The sequence below is a fragment of the Hoylesella enoeca JCM 12259 genome, from assembly GCF_000613405.1.
Classification (GTDB): Bacteria; Bacteroidota; Bacteroidia; order Bacteroidales; family Bacteroidaceae; genus Prevotella; species Prevotella enoeca.
Window position 1 is genome coordinate 33,207 of record NZ_BAIX01000006.1, and the last position, 14,506, is coordinate 47,712.

Annotated in this window: 15 protein-coding genes; 1 reads left to right on the plus strand and 14 read right to left on the minus strand. The window is 49.1% G+C overall.

The features are described 5' to 3' along the window. Nucleotides 1-59: 59 nt before the first annotated feature. The gene (locus tag JCM12259_RS03410; protein WP_025065416.1) at nucleotides 60-266 is read left to right on the plus strand and encodes a hypothetical protein; all 207 of its coding nucleotides are present in this window, start codon (nucleotides 60-62) and stop codon (nucleotides 264-266) included. On the opposite strand, the gene JCM12259_RS03415 is transcribed toward JCM12259_RS03410, so the two are convergent. The 14 genes from JCM12259_RS03415 to lpxA all read right to left on the minus strand — a co-directional run bounded on the left by JCM12259_RS03415 (nucleotide 255) and on the right by lpxA (nucleotide 14,420). Beyond that, nucleotides 255-1,370: an A/G-specific adenine glycosylase gene (locus tag JCM12259_RS03415; protein WP_025065417.1), complete on the minus strand. Its 1,116-nt coding sequence runs from the start codon at nucleotides 1,368-1,370 to the stop codon at nucleotides 255-257. The two genes, JCM12259_RS03410 and JCM12259_RS03415, sit on opposite strands and share 12 nt — an antisense overlap. Before the next feature lie 6 nt (nucleotides 1,371-1,376). Next, the gene (locus tag JCM12259_RS03420; protein ID WP_025065418.1) at nucleotides 1,377-2,543 is read right to left on the minus strand and encodes a mechanosensitive ion channel family protein; all 1,167 of its coding nucleotides are present in this window, start codon (nucleotides 2,541-2,543) and stop codon (nucleotides 1,377-1,379) included. 124 nt (nucleotides 2,544-2,667) lie between these two features. Then, on the minus strand, nucleotides 2,668-3,588 hold the full coding sequence (locus JCM12259_RS13630; protein ID WP_036888483.1) for a DUF6261 family protein: 921 nt from the start codon (nucleotides 3,586-3,588) through the stop codon (nucleotides 2,668-2,670). Nucleotides 3,589-3,775: 187 nt separating this feature from the next. Then, complete coding sequence (locus JCM12259_RS03430) at nucleotides 3,776-5,329, minus strand: hypothetical protein (RefSeq protein ID WP_025065419.1); 1,554 nt, start codon at nucleotides 5,327-5,329, stop codon at nucleotides 3,776-3,778. 39 nt (nucleotides 5,330-5,368) lie between these two features. After that, the gene (locus tag JCM12259_RS03435; RefSeq protein ID WP_025065420.1) at nucleotides 5,369-5,575 is read right to left on the minus strand and encodes a hypothetical protein; all 207 of its coding nucleotides are present in this window, start codon (nucleotides 5,573-5,575) and stop codon (nucleotides 5,369-5,371) included. 439 nt (nucleotides 5,576-6,014) lie between these two features. After that, complete coding sequence (locus JCM12259_RS03440) at nucleotides 6,015-7,490, minus strand: MBOAT family O-acyltransferase (RefSeq protein WP_025065421.1); 1,476 nt, start codon at nucleotides 7,488-7,490, stop codon at nucleotides 6,015-6,017. After that, nucleotides 7,487-8,878 (minus strand): SGNH/GDSL hydrolase family protein, encoded by a 1,392-nt coding sequence (locus tag JCM12259_RS03445; RefSeq protein ID WP_025065422.1) that lies wholly within the window; start codon nucleotides 8,876-8,878, stop codon nucleotides 7,487-7,489. The genes JCM12259_RS03440 and JCM12259_RS03445 overlap by 4 nt, the downstream gene beginning before the upstream one ends. A 4-nt stretch (nucleotides 8,879-8,882) precedes the next feature. After that, on the minus strand, nucleotides 8,883-9,290 hold the full coding sequence (gene folK / locus JCM12259_RS03450) for a 2-amino-4-hydroxy-6-hydroxymethyldihydropteridine diphosphokinase (protein ID WP_025065423.1): 408 nt from the start codon (nucleotides 9,288-9,290) through the stop codon (nucleotides 8,883-8,885). A gap of 9 nt (nucleotides 9,291-9,299) precedes the next feature. Then, nucleotides 9,300-10,481, minus strand: coding sequence for a tRNA preQ1(34) S-adenosylmethionine ribosyltransferase-isomerase QueA (gene queA, locus JCM12259_RS03455; RefSeq protein WP_025065424.1), 1,182 nt, complete (start codon nucleotides 10,479-10,481; stop codon nucleotides 9,300-9,302). 13 nt (nucleotides 10,482-10,494) lie between these two features. Further along, nucleotides 10,495-11,196, minus strand: a complete 702-nt coding sequence (truB, locus tag JCM12259_RS03460) for a tRNA pseudouridine(55) synthase TruB (protein WP_025065425.1) — start codon at nucleotides 11,194-11,196, stop codon at nucleotides 10,495-10,497. Beyond that, nucleotides 11,197-12,057: an undecaprenyl-diphosphate phosphatase gene (locus tag JCM12259_RS03465; protein ID WP_025065426.1), complete on the minus strand. Its 861-nt coding sequence runs from the start codon at nucleotides 12,055-12,057 to the stop codon at nucleotides 11,197-11,199. Continuing rightward, nucleotides 12,057-12,293 carry a DUF3098 domain-containing protein gene (locus tag JCM12259_RS03470; protein ID WP_025065427.1) on the minus strand — a complete coding sequence of 79 codons (237 nt, stop codon included), beginning with the start codon at nucleotides 12,291-12,293 and terminating at the stop codon, nucleotides 12,057-12,059. The genes JCM12259_RS03465 and JCM12259_RS03470 overlap by 1 nt, the downstream gene beginning before the upstream one ends. Nucleotides 12,294-12,365: 72 nt before the next feature. Beyond that, nucleotides 12,366-13,247: a cell division protein FtsX gene (locus tag JCM12259_RS03475; protein WP_025065428.1), complete on the minus strand. Its 882-nt coding sequence runs from the start codon at nucleotides 13,245-13,247 to the stop codon at nucleotides 12,366-12,368. 390 nt (nucleotides 13,248-13,637) lie between these two features. Then, a complete protein-coding gene (gene lpxA / locus JCM12259_RS03480; RefSeq protein WP_025065429.1) occupies nucleotides 13,638-14,420 on the minus strand; it encodes an acyl-ACP--UDP-N-acetylglucosamine O-acyltransferase in 783 nt (260 codons plus the stop codon). Nucleotides 14,421-14,506: the final 86 nt, after the last annotated feature.

The following is a 14,506-nucleotide window of genomic DNA, read 5'->3' on the forward strand; positions in this document are numbered from 1 at the left end:
TTTTCTATCTTTGCATCGACAAAACCATATCAAAGCATGAATGTAGATTTACCGATCGTATGAGAAAAATATTGTTTTTGGTTTTGGCCGTCATACTTTCGGCCGCAATCTCCACGGCTTGTCGTTTCGCTCCGAAAGAAGAAACGGGCGACACGGTGGCGGCCAGTGTGTTCGAGCCTCACGATCCGGTGCCGGTCAAGACGGTGCCGGAAACGGATTCCGCAGCGGTGAAAGACAGTGTCAAAGTCGATTCGTTAAGGTCGTGATTCTAATAAAATTTCGATGAGGCGAGGCACAGCATAACGATCGATGTCATGCTCATCAATCCAGATATAGTCCTCGGGAAGCGTTGGCTCTGCGTCGGTTTCAAGGAGATAAAAGTCGGCCAAGAGAATACGATGCGTCAAAACGTGTTTGACTTGACGGCGAAGCAAACGACAACGACTCTCAACATCCTCGAAAGGGAGAAGTTTTTCGTCGGACAGAAAATCGTTGTCGAGCATGTGTTCGATCTTTGAAGGCAGAAGCTTTGAATCCTTTTCGTCGGCAGTTTCCACATCTTCTGCGAGATAAGGCTCCCACAATCCTTGCCAAATATCCCCCGCGCCGCGTCGGTGAAAAGCCGTTTTCCCTTTGCATTTAATATACACATAAGTGAGGTGTCGGGTCTTGATTTTAGTCGTTTTCAGTTTAACGGGCAACTCATTCACCCGCCCCGTGCGAAAAGCCGTGCACGACTCGATGAGCGGACAATCCACACATGTTTTGAAAGAGAGCTGTTCTCCGCCTTTGGCCACACCCGGAGCAACCACGCATTGCAATGCTCCGAAATCCATCATAGCCTGATTGAAAGCCGACGGAGCATCTTTCGGAAGCAGCGATTGAGCCAATGCGGCAAACTCCTTTTTGCCTTCCGTGGAATTGATGGGCGTCTCGATGCCGAAGTATCTGGACAAAACGCGATAGACATTGCCGTCGACCACTGCTACGGGCAGACCGAAAGCAATCGACGCAATGGCTGCAGCCGTGTAATCGCCCACGCCTTTCAGTTGTTTGATCTCTTCAAAAGTATCGGGAAATCGACCCCAAGCGACAATCTGCTTGGCAGCCGTATGCAGGTTGCGTGCACGACTATAATAGCCCAATCCCTGCCAAAGTCGTAACACTTCATCCTCTGATGTCGCTGCCAAATCATTCACACTGGGGAACCGTTTCATAAAACGCACCCAATAATCACGACCTTGCGCGATGCGCGTTTGCTGCAAAATCACCTCGCTTAACCAAATGGCATAAGGATCGGAAGTGTCTCGCCACGGCAAATCGCGACCGTTTCGGGTAAACCAGTCGAGTAAAACGGCAGAGAAATTCATCACGGTTTACTGCTCGGGATATTGCTCGTAAATCTTCAATCCGAACAGAGCGGCCGTGACATAAACGCGTTCTATGATCGTGGCCAACTGATGTTCATAATTGATCCACTCGCGATCGCGCAGGAAAAAATAGAATTCCAAGGGCAAGCCGCACTGTGTTGCTTCCATCTCCCGCACCATGATTGTCAGTTTCTCGTTCACTTCTTTGCGTGCAGCGAGATGCTTTTCAAAATATTTCCGAAACAATCCGATGTTGGCATCTTCGCCTTCCATCTCCTCGGCCGACAGATAACCGCCTTGCAACAAACGGTTGCGCAGCTCATCATCAACCGCTTTCACACTTCGGAAATCAAAATAGACAACTCGCTTTACACGTCGACCGCCACTCTGTTGCATCCCTTTCCAGTTCTGAAACGATCCGTTCACCAACGTCATCGGTGACACCGTGACAATCGTGTTATCAAAATTGCGCACCTTGACCGTTGTCAGACTGATGTCTTCCACAACTCCGTCGGCAGTCGTCGAAGGCACAGTGATCCAATCACCTTTCTTGACCATCTCATTGCTTGTGAGTCGAATACCGGCCACCAACCCCTCGATCGTATCCTTGAACACCAACATCAGCACAGCCGAAGTGGCTCCCAAACCGGCCAAAAGAGACATCGGGTTCTTGCCAAAAACGATCCCCACGGTCACGATAACGGCAATAAAGATCACCACAATCTTCAAAACACCGCAAAATGTCTTGATATATTGCCGGACGGACGAGCTGTGCGAAGTCTCCAATTGGGTAAAAGCACTGATGAAAACCGTGATCAGTCGCACCATCATGATCGTGATATAAACAGCCGTGAGACGTTCCAATACCTCACGAACGAAATGGAACTGATAAAACACCATCGGCAAAAATTGCCATATCACGAGTGCCGGCACAATGCGACAAGCCGTGAGCAACACACGGTCATTCAGCAGAATGTCGTCCCACACTGCCGTGGTCCGCGCCGTCACCTTATGAATCATCGGCACAATAATGCGCTTACACAGCAAGCCGCTCAACCAAGCCAGCAACAACGTGACAATAACCAGCGCCACATGACGCACCACAGGCACAGCCGGCCCTGCCACTCCGCACAGCCGTATCAGCGCTTCCACATACTCTTTTATGATTTCCATTACACTATTTTGCATATAAAACGCTACAAAATTACTGTTTTTTTTCGAAATGCAAGAAGGGTGAAAAGAAGCTCTCCCCAGCTATCTTTTCACCCTTTCCCGGTTTAATTCACTTTTCTCCTTTTCACTCTTTCACTTCTTTCAGCTCGTCCTTTTCGCGCAGAACCCACAGCGTCCGTTTCGGATCAGTGCTATACGCCAACTCATAGGACTTCTTCTTGCCCGAACCTTGTGTTTTTCCGGTGAACTGTAAGACCAAGGGAGCGATGTCGTTGGCTTCTTCAAACTTGCGGATGAGGGGATCGAGTTCTTTGCGGAGCGCCTCGAGCTGTTTCTCAGCGTGTGCCTTGTTCGTAGCCGCCCGACCAGCCAACAGTGTCCGACGATTGTCCACCAGGTTGTTGTATTGCGTGATGAGTGCGGTGATTGGGGCCGACGGCTCCAATTCGTCGAGGGCGTCGATGCGGCGCAGCACGGCGTTGAGCGCTTTGTCGGTGGCGGCGCGCAGCGGTTTGATATCGAACGAGCCGGCGGGCGCGCCCGACTTCACCCGGGCGTGGAACAGCGTGTCAAATGCTTTGTTGTCGGCATCGAGCAGGTTGATATACACCTGCGCTTGAATCCGCGCCACGTGCCGCAAGAGATCGGCCGTGCGCAGGTCGGCCACGAGATTTTTGATCAGTCCCGTCTCTTTGTCGTAGTTGCTCGCGGCCACGTCGGGATAGGCCTTCATCACGCGGTCCACGGCTTCGGCGGCGGCCAACACGGCCTTGTCGGCGCTGTTGAGATGCAGCGCCACGAGCAACCGAAGCGACTGATAGGATTTGTCGCGTTTGCGGTCGGCCTCTTCCAGCGCTTTGGTATCGGCCCCGGCGCGCGGCTGGTTCAACACCCGATCTTCGTCGGCCACGGCAGCCGTGAGCGGACCCAGCACCGCCGTGAGTTTCTCCACTTTCGCCTCGTTGCAGAGCTGCAACACGCGCGACGCAAACTGATAATGCTCCATGTTTTGGAGCAACTGTTTGTGAAGTTGTTTAATTTCCATAGTTTTAAAATTGATTAGATTCTAAAATAAGCTATCCCCCCGGGGGGAAGCGTTGTTTTCGCAGATTTTTCGTTTTCCCTCCGGGGGGAAACGCAATTTTTATCGTTTTCTGATTCTCCCTCCGGGGGGAAACGTCATTTTCCCGTTAGGGGAGCTGTCGGCCGCAGCCGACGAACCGATCGCGGGATTATTGGGCTTTCAATAGCGGGAAACCGGCCGCGCGAGGATAGCTATACACGTTCACGTAGTGAGGGTTGAAATTCAGATCGAATGCGGTGTACTTACCTGTCAAGATAGGCGTACTCGTCCAATAGTAGCCGCGCACACCAATTTCGAATGGCAGCACGCCGGCGCCGTAATATCTACCAAGCGCGGGGAGATAGAAGTAATCATTTGGGTTACTGGGCTTGCCTTGGGTGACGCTGTAGTTCATATTGGAGATATTTCCAATGCGGTAATCGGTGCCGTTGTAATTGGAGGCTGTAAAGCCCGGTATATTGGCCTTTTTCTTCAACCATATGCCTCCCTTGTAGAGGTGGCCATATAAGGTCCAGAGCGTTTGATCATCCCAGTGAGGATCGCCTTGCTTGCAATACCAAACGCATTCATTGACGTTGGGACAATCCTTGGCGCTGCGGCTGGCGGGAGGACAAGGCGTAGAAGTGTCTACTCTGCACCAGCGGGGATCGGTACTCGTTTGAGGATAATTGTCCTTGTTGTCAGGTTTCCCCTCGGCATCCAGATGGCCAGCCCAATAGTGTTGGCCTATGGCGGCATCCCACATGTAATAGAGGCCTTGGAAGGGTTCCTTGATCTGTAAGTTTATTTTTACCTTTTTATTCTTGCCGGCAGCGAAGGCTGCGCTGGGGTAAGTTTTGGTAATGGTGCTGGTAACGTTACTTACTTGATCATGGAGGGTAAATTCGATGCTGACGTTATTGTAGGTGCCGGGATTCACGACCATTGTGGCGCCATTGGCGGTGTGAGAGAAGGCGCCGGGGATGGAGAAATCGGGGAGGGTGAGTTCTATGCTGTTTGACGTGCCGGCGGCATTGCTCAACGTGCCATCATCGGCGAGATCAAAGGTGCCGGCGAGCGCATCAGCAGTGTTGCCGGTGTAGACACGAATCTTCTGAATCACGGCATTGGGTCCCCATGACTGTGTCGTGTAGGGCATAAAGGTAACGTAAGCCGCTTTGTGGTCGAGGGTGAAGTGGTATTTATTGTCTGACTGCTTTTGAGCCAGGGCTACACCAAAATCGCCGTCTTCGCCAATATGGCTCGCGTCGTTGGGGATAGTTTGACTTTGTGCAGCCTTGATCTTTACCTTATTGCCATCGGCGTTGCCTTTACCGGTGTAACGAACAGGGTAACTCGAAGCAGTATAAGTTCCGGCGAAAGCAAAGCTGGCTTTGGCTGCCCGCTTAACACCGGTCGGTATAGCAGGATTAGGCACAAGTAGGTTGCTGATATTGTTCTTGCTGTCTTGTGTTAATGCGGGGGCTAAGGCGGTGCCGGTATTCACCCAAAGGTGGTCGCCCTCAGTCCAATAGAAATTTAATCCACTGCCGTCATATTCGGCGGTAGTGCGGGTCGAATTGTCTTCTTCTACGAAGCTGGTGAGGCCTTCGGTGCCCGGCTCTTGTTCATTGTTGTCCTTATTTGCTGTGTCGTCGCTGGCGCAGCCGGCAAAAGTTAATAATCCGGCGATTGCGAGCAATGATAAAATGTTTGTCTTCATCTTGTTTGTTCTTTTTTAATTTTTATACTCTCTTGTTTGTTAAATGCTCCATTGTTGTGGAGCGTCTTCTTCTTCCTCGTCAAACCAACCTTGCTTGGCGCTCAGATCGTCGCCGTCGTCGTCGGCCTTTTTGTGTCCACCGCTGTTGGGGAACGAGGTGTCCATTAATTCGCTGTGAGGCTCCAAGCGGATGGCCTCAACTGCGGGCTTGCTGTAAGCCCAACTCTCTAATTGTTTTCTGTTCATAATCGCTATGTTTTGAGTGAATAATTCGTGAAATTTTCCCCTTTGCTCGGTTGGCAAAAGGGCATAAAAAGAGAACAAAGGGAACTCCGAGAAGCCCTTTGTTTATTGGGGGTTAGTCGTCTCCCCTCGCGCGCGCGTAGGGTGAGACGTGAAAGGCGTTTATGCCAGGTAAGATGTGTGTGTGTGTGTGTGTGTTAAGACTTTTTCCGAGATATGCAAATATAAAACGTTAAAAGATGCAAGAGAATTGGAGTTCTTTTGCATCGCCGTGCTGCTGGTTATATTTGCTTGTTTAATCATACTTCTCGTTTAATCCTTTTGATCGGCCTCGCTTGTTCAGACCCCCATCCCCCTAACTTAGGGGGCGAAGGAGGCGAAAGAAATCGGGGGCAAAGGTAAGGAAAGATTCTTAAACGGGCAAAGAAAAATTAAAAAAGTTTCAGAACTGGAAGTAAATAAACGGTTGGATGCCGCTGCTTTTCACTTGAATGACGAGATAAATAACAACGATGATCACTGCGGCATCTATCAAGACATTACCGCGACGAAGCAAACCGATGAGCGACTCCTGCCAACTGTCGGGCAAATAATGACTGAGATAGCCGAAAACGATCAGTGCAAAGACGTATTTATAGCCGATAATCACTTGCGGAAGGAGTTCGGCATGAAAGTCGACAAAGATGTGATGAATCATCGCCCAAGATGCTTCGAACGTGCCATTGCGGAAGAATATCCACGTGAGGCACACGAAATTGAATGTCAGAAAGATGGCGATCCACTTGCGAAAGCCCGCACTTTGATACGTGCGATCATGATGAAAGACATTCGTGCGAAAATATTTGTGCACGGCCAAAGCCACTCCGTGCATTCCGCCCCACGCCACGAAATTGAGACTCGCGCCGTGCCACAGACCGCCCAAAAGCATCGTGAGCAAGAGATTGAGATATTGACGCACCTTGCCTTTGCGGTTTCCGCCAAGCGAAATATAAATGTAATCGCGTATCCAAGTGGATAAAGAGATGTGCCAGCGACGCCAAAAGTCGGTGATGCTCGTGCTTCGATACGGTGCATTGAAGTTGATCGGGAAATGAAATCCCAGCAACAACGCGATGCCGATAGCCATATCGCTGTAACCGCTGAAGTCGCAATAGATCTGCATGGCATAACCATAGACGCCGAGAAGATTCTCTAATCCCGAATAGAGCGATGGATTATCGAAGATTCGGTCGACAAAATTGAGACTGATATAGTCGCTGATGACGGCTTTCTTAAACAGTCCGATAGCAATGAAATAGACGCCGCGCGCAAACATGTCGCGACTGATGACAAGCGGACGACGGATCTGCGGAGCGAAGTCGCTGGCTCTCACAATGGGCCCGGCGACCAATTGCGGAAAGAAAGAAACATAGAATGCGTAATCGAGCAACGACGGGAGCGGTTTCAAATGGCCGCGATAGACATCGATGGTGTAGCTCAAACTCTGGAAAGTAAAGAAACTGATGCCCACGGGCAGGAATATATCCCAAGGCTGAAAGTTGTTGCCCACCATTTGAGCGAGCATTCCTGCAAAGAAATTGGCATATTTGAAATAGCCCAGCAGTCCTAAATCGATTAGCAGACTCAGGCCAACGAGCCGCCGTCCGAGCGTTCGATTCTCGCGGTTTGCATCGATGGTGCGGGCAATGAGATAATCGCTCACCGTGACGATAGCCAAAAGAAAGAAATAGAATCCGCTGCTTTTGTAATAGAAATAATAGGAGAATGCTGTCACAAAAAGCAATCGTGCCGTGAGTTTACGCTGCAACAACATATAAACGAACGTGAACCCGAGAAACAGCACGAGAAAAAGTCCGCTCGAAAAGATCATCGGTTCGTGCGGGTTATATGTCAGTTGAGTCAGGATTTTGTCTATCATTGTCTTTCGAGCGTTATCCGGCGTTTGTAGTTTTCGAGTCCGGCGGTGAACGAGGGGAAGACTTTCCGAGCTACATAAGCCCCGCCTCCGTAACTCAAATGGGCATAATCCTTGTTGGCCATGCGCTTATCCACCAAGCGTTTCATGCTCTCTGCGCCGCCCATTGCCTGATAGAGATTGAGGAATGAGACCTTGGTCACGGCAGCCATCTGCTGTTGGAATGCCGTGAGATGTTCCACTTCTTTCAACGTGCGGATGCCATCGGCCGACCGACCGTCGCGATCCGACACACTCATGATCAAGATGCTGGCCTGCGGAAATGCTTCGCGCAGGTGACCGATGGCTCTTCCCATATTCCTCGCATACTGTTTCATCACGCTGTTGGGATTGCCTTGCACAGCCACGTTGAGACCAAACCCCACGATGATCAGATCATAAGGCCTGAGCCGAGCAAAGTCTTTCAGCGTGTTGATGGGAATGTTTCGCAGCGTCAGCCCATTGGATCCGCGCAGGCTCAGATTGTCGAGAATCACACCACGATCCGATTCCAGAGACGCGCCAAACAAGTAAGTGCCGGCCCCGACACTGTCGAACCGGTAACGCACGCTACTGGTCGCATGGCGAAAGACCGTTTCTTGCACGCCGTTTAACGGTTGGACGCATTGCAACTGACACTTGTTTGCATCGCCGGTAACGGTTACTTGCAAGCCACTCGATGTGGAGAGATAGAGCCGGGCCACATCCCAACGCGTGGACTTCGATTTATAGCGCGTGCCCATGGCCGTCATCACGGCTCCTTTCGAGGGTACAAAATAGCGTTCGTTGATGCCCTGCCGCCCTCGATCAAACGGCTTTTTCATCACTGCATAAGTAGCAAGCCCGTTGCTCTTTTGCATCACCGTGCGACGAACCACACCCGACATCAGCGCACAATCAATCCATCCCACGCCGTTTCCGCCGAATTTCTGCTGAAACATTTCGCGCAAATCGCAGGTCAGAATATCTCCCTCGATGAACGAATCGCCGAAATAGGCGATGCGAACAGGCCTATTCAACTTGCCGACAGTGGTCAACGAACGATAGAAATGATCCATTCCGCCGGCCGATCCGCCCGAATAGTCGACGATGGGAGTCACACCTTTGGGCCAAATCTCTTGAAATGCCACGCGCTTTCCATGCACGTCGGCCGTCAAGACAGGCTTAGGCGGTGCCGGACGAGGAATGACGTCCACGTCTTTTTCATCGAGTTTGTAAGGTGAAATATCGCTGAGGAGGTTGACTTTGCGCAATTCTGTGCCGCCGATTGACAACGAGGGTAAGGCGTGCATCAGCAAAAGAACCGATACGATGAGACCTACCAATGCAAAAGTTCTGACTGACTGGTTCATTCGTTTATTTCAAAATCTCTTGTAACGGACGCATCACAAAATCGCGTTCGTGCATCAATGGGTGCGGGATATGCAAGTCGGGTTCGTCTATTTCAATATCATCATAAAGCAGAATATCAATGTCTATGATACGGTCGTGGTATTGCCGATTGGTCGATTTATGCGTCCGCCCCATCTCGTGCTCGATGTGTTGCGTGGTTTCCAATACACGACGCGGACTCAACGATGTGCTGACACGCACGGCGGCATTGATAAAATCATTGGCCGAAACGAATCCCCACGGTTTCGTTTCCAGCAGAGACGATTGTCGCTCAACCGTTCCCACTTCTTTGCCAATACGCTTCACAGCTTCGCGAATGGTCTCGCGACGATCGCCGAGATTGGTTCCCAAAGCTAAATATACAGTGTGCATCACGCCCGATCAATCGTCAAGAATCAAAAGCGCATCACCATAACAACCAAACTTATAGCCATTTTCAACAGCCAGTTCATAAGCTTTCATCACCAAGTCATATCCACCGAAAGCCGCCGTAGACATCAACAATGTCGACATAGGATGATAGAAGTTGGCTATCATGGTGTCGGCGATGTTGAAATCATACGGTGGAAAGATGAAACGATTGGTCCAACCGTCATACTCTTTCAACTGTCCGTCTGTACCGGCAGCCGTTTCCATGGCCTTAACCATACTCGTCCCAACGGCGCAAATATGGTGACCGGCGGCCTTGGTGCGATTAACAATGTCGCAGGCTTCGGCCGAAATGATCATCTGTTCGGAGTCCATCTTATGTTTAGTAAGGTCTTCCACTTCGATGCTACGAAAGTTTCCGAGTCCGCAATGCAACGTAATATAAGCGAAGTTAATGCCCCTGATCTCCATTCTTTTCAGCATTTCGCGACTGAAATGCAATCCGGAAACCGGCGCAGTGACTGCTCCCTCGTTCTTGGCGTATATGGTTTGGAAGTCTTCTAAATCTTCCTTGGTTGCAGGTCGATCTAAATTGCCGTCTGCATCTTTATGATCAATGATGTAATGAGGTAATGGAGCCGCTCCCAAAGCAAACAATTCGCGTTTGAATTCATCGTGAGGACAGTCGTAAAGAAACCTTAACGTGCGGCCGCGACTGGTGGTATTGTCGATCACTTCGGCCACCATCGTACCGCTGTCATCAAAAAACAGCTTGTTGCCAATGCGTATTTTACGGGCCGGTTCGACAAGAACGTCCCAGAGTCTCATCTCTGCATTGAGCTCGCGAAGCAGAAAAACCTCGATCTTCGAGTCTGTTTTCTCCTTCATTCCGTATAGTCGTGCGGGGAAAACTTTGGTATCATTGAACACGAAAGTATCGTTTTCGTCGAAATAATCGAGTACATTTCGGAAATCCAAAAACTCACCTTCGATGGGCTTTCCTTTCTTATCTTTCTTGTACATATCGATGGTTTGCGACTTCCGATGCAGTACCATCAAGCGGCATTCATCCCTACGCGTAACGCGAACCGACTCTTCCAAGCCGTCATCATTCGTTACTGAGTGGATGATACTATGCGGATAGAGTGCGATTTGCTCCTCGGGTAGTTTGAATTTAAATTGTGATAGCTTCATTATTTATTCTCCTTTACTGTTCAATGTTTTGTCGGTCGAGCCATTCCTGAAAATGATTGTAGTCGATACACTGCGCCAATCGTACGTCGCCTACGCGTGTACGGCACAGCGAAGTGAGGTAAGCACCACTGCCGAGAGCCCGTCCGATGTCGCGTGCCAACGCCCGAATATAAGTCCCTTTGCCGCAAACCACACGGATACTCATCTGCATCGACATCCGATCAAAGGCAGTCAGCTCGATCTCATCAATCTGCACGGTTTTCGGTTTAAGCTCAACCTCCTTGCCTTTACGCCTTAAATCATAGGCGCGATCACCATTTATCTTGCACGCACTGTACGAAGGTGGCACCTGTTCGATGATTCCAACAAACTGTTTGAGTGTTTCTTCGATTAGCTCTCGCGTAATATGATTTGTCGGGAAAACAGCATTTACAGGATGTTCCATATCATAACTCGCGGTAGTTGCGCCCAATTGAAGAGTCGCAATATATTCTTTTGTGTGTCGTTGCAGGCTTTCTATCTGCTTCGTTGCACGTCCGGTACATAAAATCAAGACACCTGTAGCCAAGGGATCGAGCGTTCCTGCATGTCCCGTTTTCACCCGTTTGACACCCAACTTCTGCGAAATCAAATAGCGAATATGGGCCAGTGCCCCAAAACTCGACAGTCGGTAAGGCTTATTAATATAGATAATTTCTCCTTCGTTGAAATTCATTTAGTCTACCATTACTAATGAGTGTCCCAATAAAAGCCATACAATGATGAATCCTCCGACAATAATCCGATAAACGCCGAACGCTTGGAAACCATACTTGGTGAGGAAAGCCACAAAACCTTTGATGGCCAGCAGTGCCACGAAAAAGGCTACAACACTGCCCAAGAGTAATGTTCCGAGATGATCGACAAATACGCCCGTGTCACCGGTTTCGTGCATTCGGAGCACCATTTTCAGCACATCGAGACACGTTGCGGCAAACATCGTGGGTACGGCAAGGAAAAACGAGAACTCAGCTGCATCTTTTCGGGTGAGCTTCTGGGCCATTCCGCCAACAATGGTAGCCATTGATCGAGATACGCCCGGTATCATTGCGATACACTGAAAGAGTCCGATGTACAGTGCTCGACGCGTTGTCAACACCGTGTTTTCACGGCCTTTGTCGAACAATCGGTCGCAAAAGAGCATAAAAACACCGCCTAATACCAGCATCACTGCAACCACCATCACCGATCCCAAGAGTCTGTCGATAACACCATTGAGCAGTCCGCCAATAACCATTGCAGGTAGAAAAGCTACGAGGAGTTTGTAATAGAAATTCCATTTGTGCAGAAATCGCTGCACATTCGATGCGCTTTCGGATGCCGGACTGTGGTCAAGTCGGAAGAAACGACGCCAATACAGCACCACAACCGACAGTATGGCACCGAACTGAATGATAACAGTGAACGCCTTGACAAACTCATCGCTGGGGATGCCCAACAAGCTTTGTGTGATTATCATATGCCCGGTCGACGACACGGGAAGAAACTCTGTCAATCCTTCTACAATTGCCAGAATAATCGTTTGCAATATAGTCATCAGTCGTTCGGTTCGTCTTTGGGTTTACGAATGATAGCATAAATCATCGAAACAAAACCGACAAGGCAAACAATCGGGGCCACTTTGATACGCCGTACACTGAAAATAGTCGGGTCGAAGTGCGTATCCGTAGAGCTGCCTCCACTCATCAAGACGAATCCGATGATAACTATCAGCATCCCGACAGCTAACAGCAGGAAGTTGATTCGATCAAAAGCAAAGTTTCTTTTATCCATAATTAATCGTTTATCTGTGCGAGAAGTTAAGATAATATACTTAATTCCCCGACTCCTTTAACTCCTTAATTCCTATATATTATATAACTCTCCGGCCTTCATTCGCAAGAACTTATTGACCGAAATATAGGCACACAATGCTGTGAGAACAATCCCGAACAGAATCACCGAGGCCCCTGTGATGGCCATTATTTCCCAAGTGACGATACCGAGAACGTCTGGTTCATAATTGAAAAGTGCACAGACGCAACCGGCTAACACGGCATCGGCCAGCAAAGCAGCTAAAATGCCCGATAGAACTGCCCTCCGAACAAATGGGCCTCGTATAAATCCCCACGACGCGCCGACCAATTTCATGGTGTGAATGGAGAATCTTCGAGCGTAGATTCCTAATCTGATGGTGTTATTGATGAGCGTAAATGAAACGAAAGTAAGCAGTATTGCCAAGACGAGCCACACAAAACCGATCTTCGTCAGATTCTGATTCACTTTCTCGATCAGATCTTTCTGATAAGTGATTTCACTCACTTTGGGATACTTTTTCAGTTCGGCAGAAACCCATCTCAATGAGTCGTTATTGGCATAATCGGATTTCAGCGTCAGTTCTATCGACGGAGGAAAAGGGTTTATGCCGTTGGTGAACTCCGAAGGATCTGTTCCCATCTCGCGAATCGCTTCTTTGAGCGACTGCTCTTTACTGATATACGTGATATTCTTGATGTAAGGGCGCGCACCGAGCGATGCCACAATCTTCTGTGCTTCGGGATGGGTCATGTCTTGGTCAAGCATCATCGTAACCACCAGATTCTCTTTCACATAAGCCGAAAGACGCTCACCCGTAAGCACGGAAAACACGACCAATCCTAATAATATCAACACCAAAGCTGTGCTGATGCATAAAGTTACGGCCTGCAAACCATGCCGGCTGCGGGCTTTATTGCGCTTCTTTCTCATTCCCCAAGCTGCTATTACACCAAATCGGTTGCAAAGTAACGAAAAAAAGTAGGATAAAACGAGAGATTAACTACTATTAACGCGAAAACAACGGTTCATAAATGCCATTGCAAACTGCATCGAATTGCACGACAACTAAGCATTAATCGGCACACAAGTAACGGTTGGTTGCGCTACGATTAACGCTTAACGGCAAAGTGGTTTCTATTGAGTTGAAAATCGATCGAGTAGAGAATTCGGCGGAAATGATTGCAAACCTTATCTTATCGGATCTTTAAACAAACAAGGAGTCTACATGATTCAACTTGGCTGCGAATCAATCTGAAATCAAAGAAGGGCAGACCTCACGGTCAGCCCTTCTACAAATAAAGCAAGATGCAGAGGTATGAGCTACATCTTACTGATTATTCCTTTCTTCGTTGCATTGATAAAGTTCACGATGTTACGTATTTCCGGACTGTCGGGAACTTGTTCGTTGATCTGTATCACGGCGTCGAACACGCTGGTTTGACCATGAAAAACCAATCTGTAAGCATTCGCAACGTGTTTCTGAATCTTATCAGAGATACCGTCTTCGGTCATCATCACGGTGTTGGGTCCGCCGTAAGCAACGGGATATCCGCCAACGATGATATAGGGCGGGACATCCTTTGAGAGAGTGGTTCCGGCCTGAATAGCCGCCCGCTGACCTACGCGTGTGCCGGCTTTTTCGACAACATTGCTGGAGAAAATGGCTCCGTCGCCGATCTCGCAATCACCGGCAATCTTGGTTCCGTAACCGAAGATGCAACCGTTTCCAACCTTCGTGTCGTGCGAAATATGCGCCCCCTCCATCAGGAAATTATCGTTTCCGATAACGGTTTGACCACCTGTGTGGGTCGCACGATTGATCACCACGTTCTCGCGGATGATATTATTGTTGCCGATAATCAGTTTGGTTTTCTCTCCCGTGAAGTCGAAATCCTGCGGAAGAGCGCCGATCACGGATCCTTGGTGCACCTTGTTGTGCGCGCCCAACCGTGAACCGTTGAGTATCGAGACAAAAGGAAAGATGACACAATTGTCTCCGATCTCCACGTCGGTCTCTATATACACAAAGGGAAATATCTTACAGTTGTCCCCGATCTTCGCTTTGGGGGAGATTTCTGCCTTTGGACTTATCTCGCTTGCCATATTTTCAGTTTTTAAGTTTATGAGTTTTGGGGTCTGTGAATTATGCAGTTGTTATGTTTGTGAGTGCATTCCAACAATCAACTCGA

Bases quoted from the DNA above. Each gene is read 5' to 3' on its own strand.
- JCM12259_RS03410 (WP_025065416.1), top strand. From the start codon at position 60: ATGAGAAAAATATTGTTTTTGGTTTTGGCCGTCATACTTTCGGCCGCA.
- JCM12259_RS03415 (WP_025065417.1), bottom strand. From the start codon at position 1,370: ATGAATTTCTCTGCCGTTTTACTCGACTGGTTTACCCGAAACGGTCGC.
- JCM12259_RS03420 (WP_025065418.1), bottom strand. From the start codon at position 2,543: ATGGAAATCATAAAAGAGTATGTGGAAGCGCTGATACGGCTGTGCGGA.
- JCM12259_RS13630 (WP_036888483.1), bottom strand. From the start codon at position 3,588: ATGGAAATTAAACAACTTCACAAACAGTTGCTCCAAAACATGGAGCAT.
- JCM12259_RS03430 (WP_025065419.1), bottom strand. From the start codon at position 5,329: ATGAAGACAAACATTTTATCATTGCTCGCAATCGCCGGATTATTAACT.
- JCM12259_RS03435 (WP_025065420.1), bottom strand. From the start codon at position 5,575: ATGAACAGAAAACAATTAGAGAGTTGGGCTTACAGCAAGCCCGCAGTT.
- JCM12259_RS03440 (WP_025065421.1), bottom strand. From the start codon at position 7,490: ATGATAGACAAAATCCTGACTCAACTGACATATAACCCGCACGAACCG.
- JCM12259_RS03445 (WP_025065422.1), bottom strand. From the start codon at position 8,878: ATGAACCAGTCAGTCAGAACTTTTGCATTGGTAGGTCTCATCGTATCG.
- folK (WP_025065423.1), bottom strand. From the start codon at position 9,290: ATGCACACTGTATATTTAGCTTTGGGAACCAATCTCGGCGATCGTCGC.
- queA (WP_025065424.1), bottom strand. From the start codon at position 10,481: ATGAAGCTATCACAATTTAAATTCAAACTACCCGAGGAGCAAATCGCA.
- truB (WP_025065425.1), bottom strand. From the start codon at position 11,196: ATGAATTTCAACGAAGGAGAAATTATCTATATTAATAAGCCTTACCGA.
- JCM12259_RS03465 (WP_025065426.1), bottom strand. From the start codon at position 12,057: ATGACTATATTGCAAACGATTATTCTGGCAATTGTAGAAGGATTGACA.
- JCM12259_RS03470 (WP_025065427.1), bottom strand. From the start codon at position 12,293: ATGGATAAAAGAAACTTTGCTTTTGATCGAATCAACTTCCTGCTGTTA.
- JCM12259_RS03475 (WP_025065428.1), bottom strand. From the start codon at position 13,247: ATGAGAAAGAAGCGCAATAAAGCCCGCAGCCGGCATGGTTTGCAGGCC.
- lpxA (WP_025065429.1), bottom strand. From the start codon at position 14,420: ATGGCAAGCGAGATAAGTCCAAAGGCAGAAATCTCCCCCAAAGCGAAG.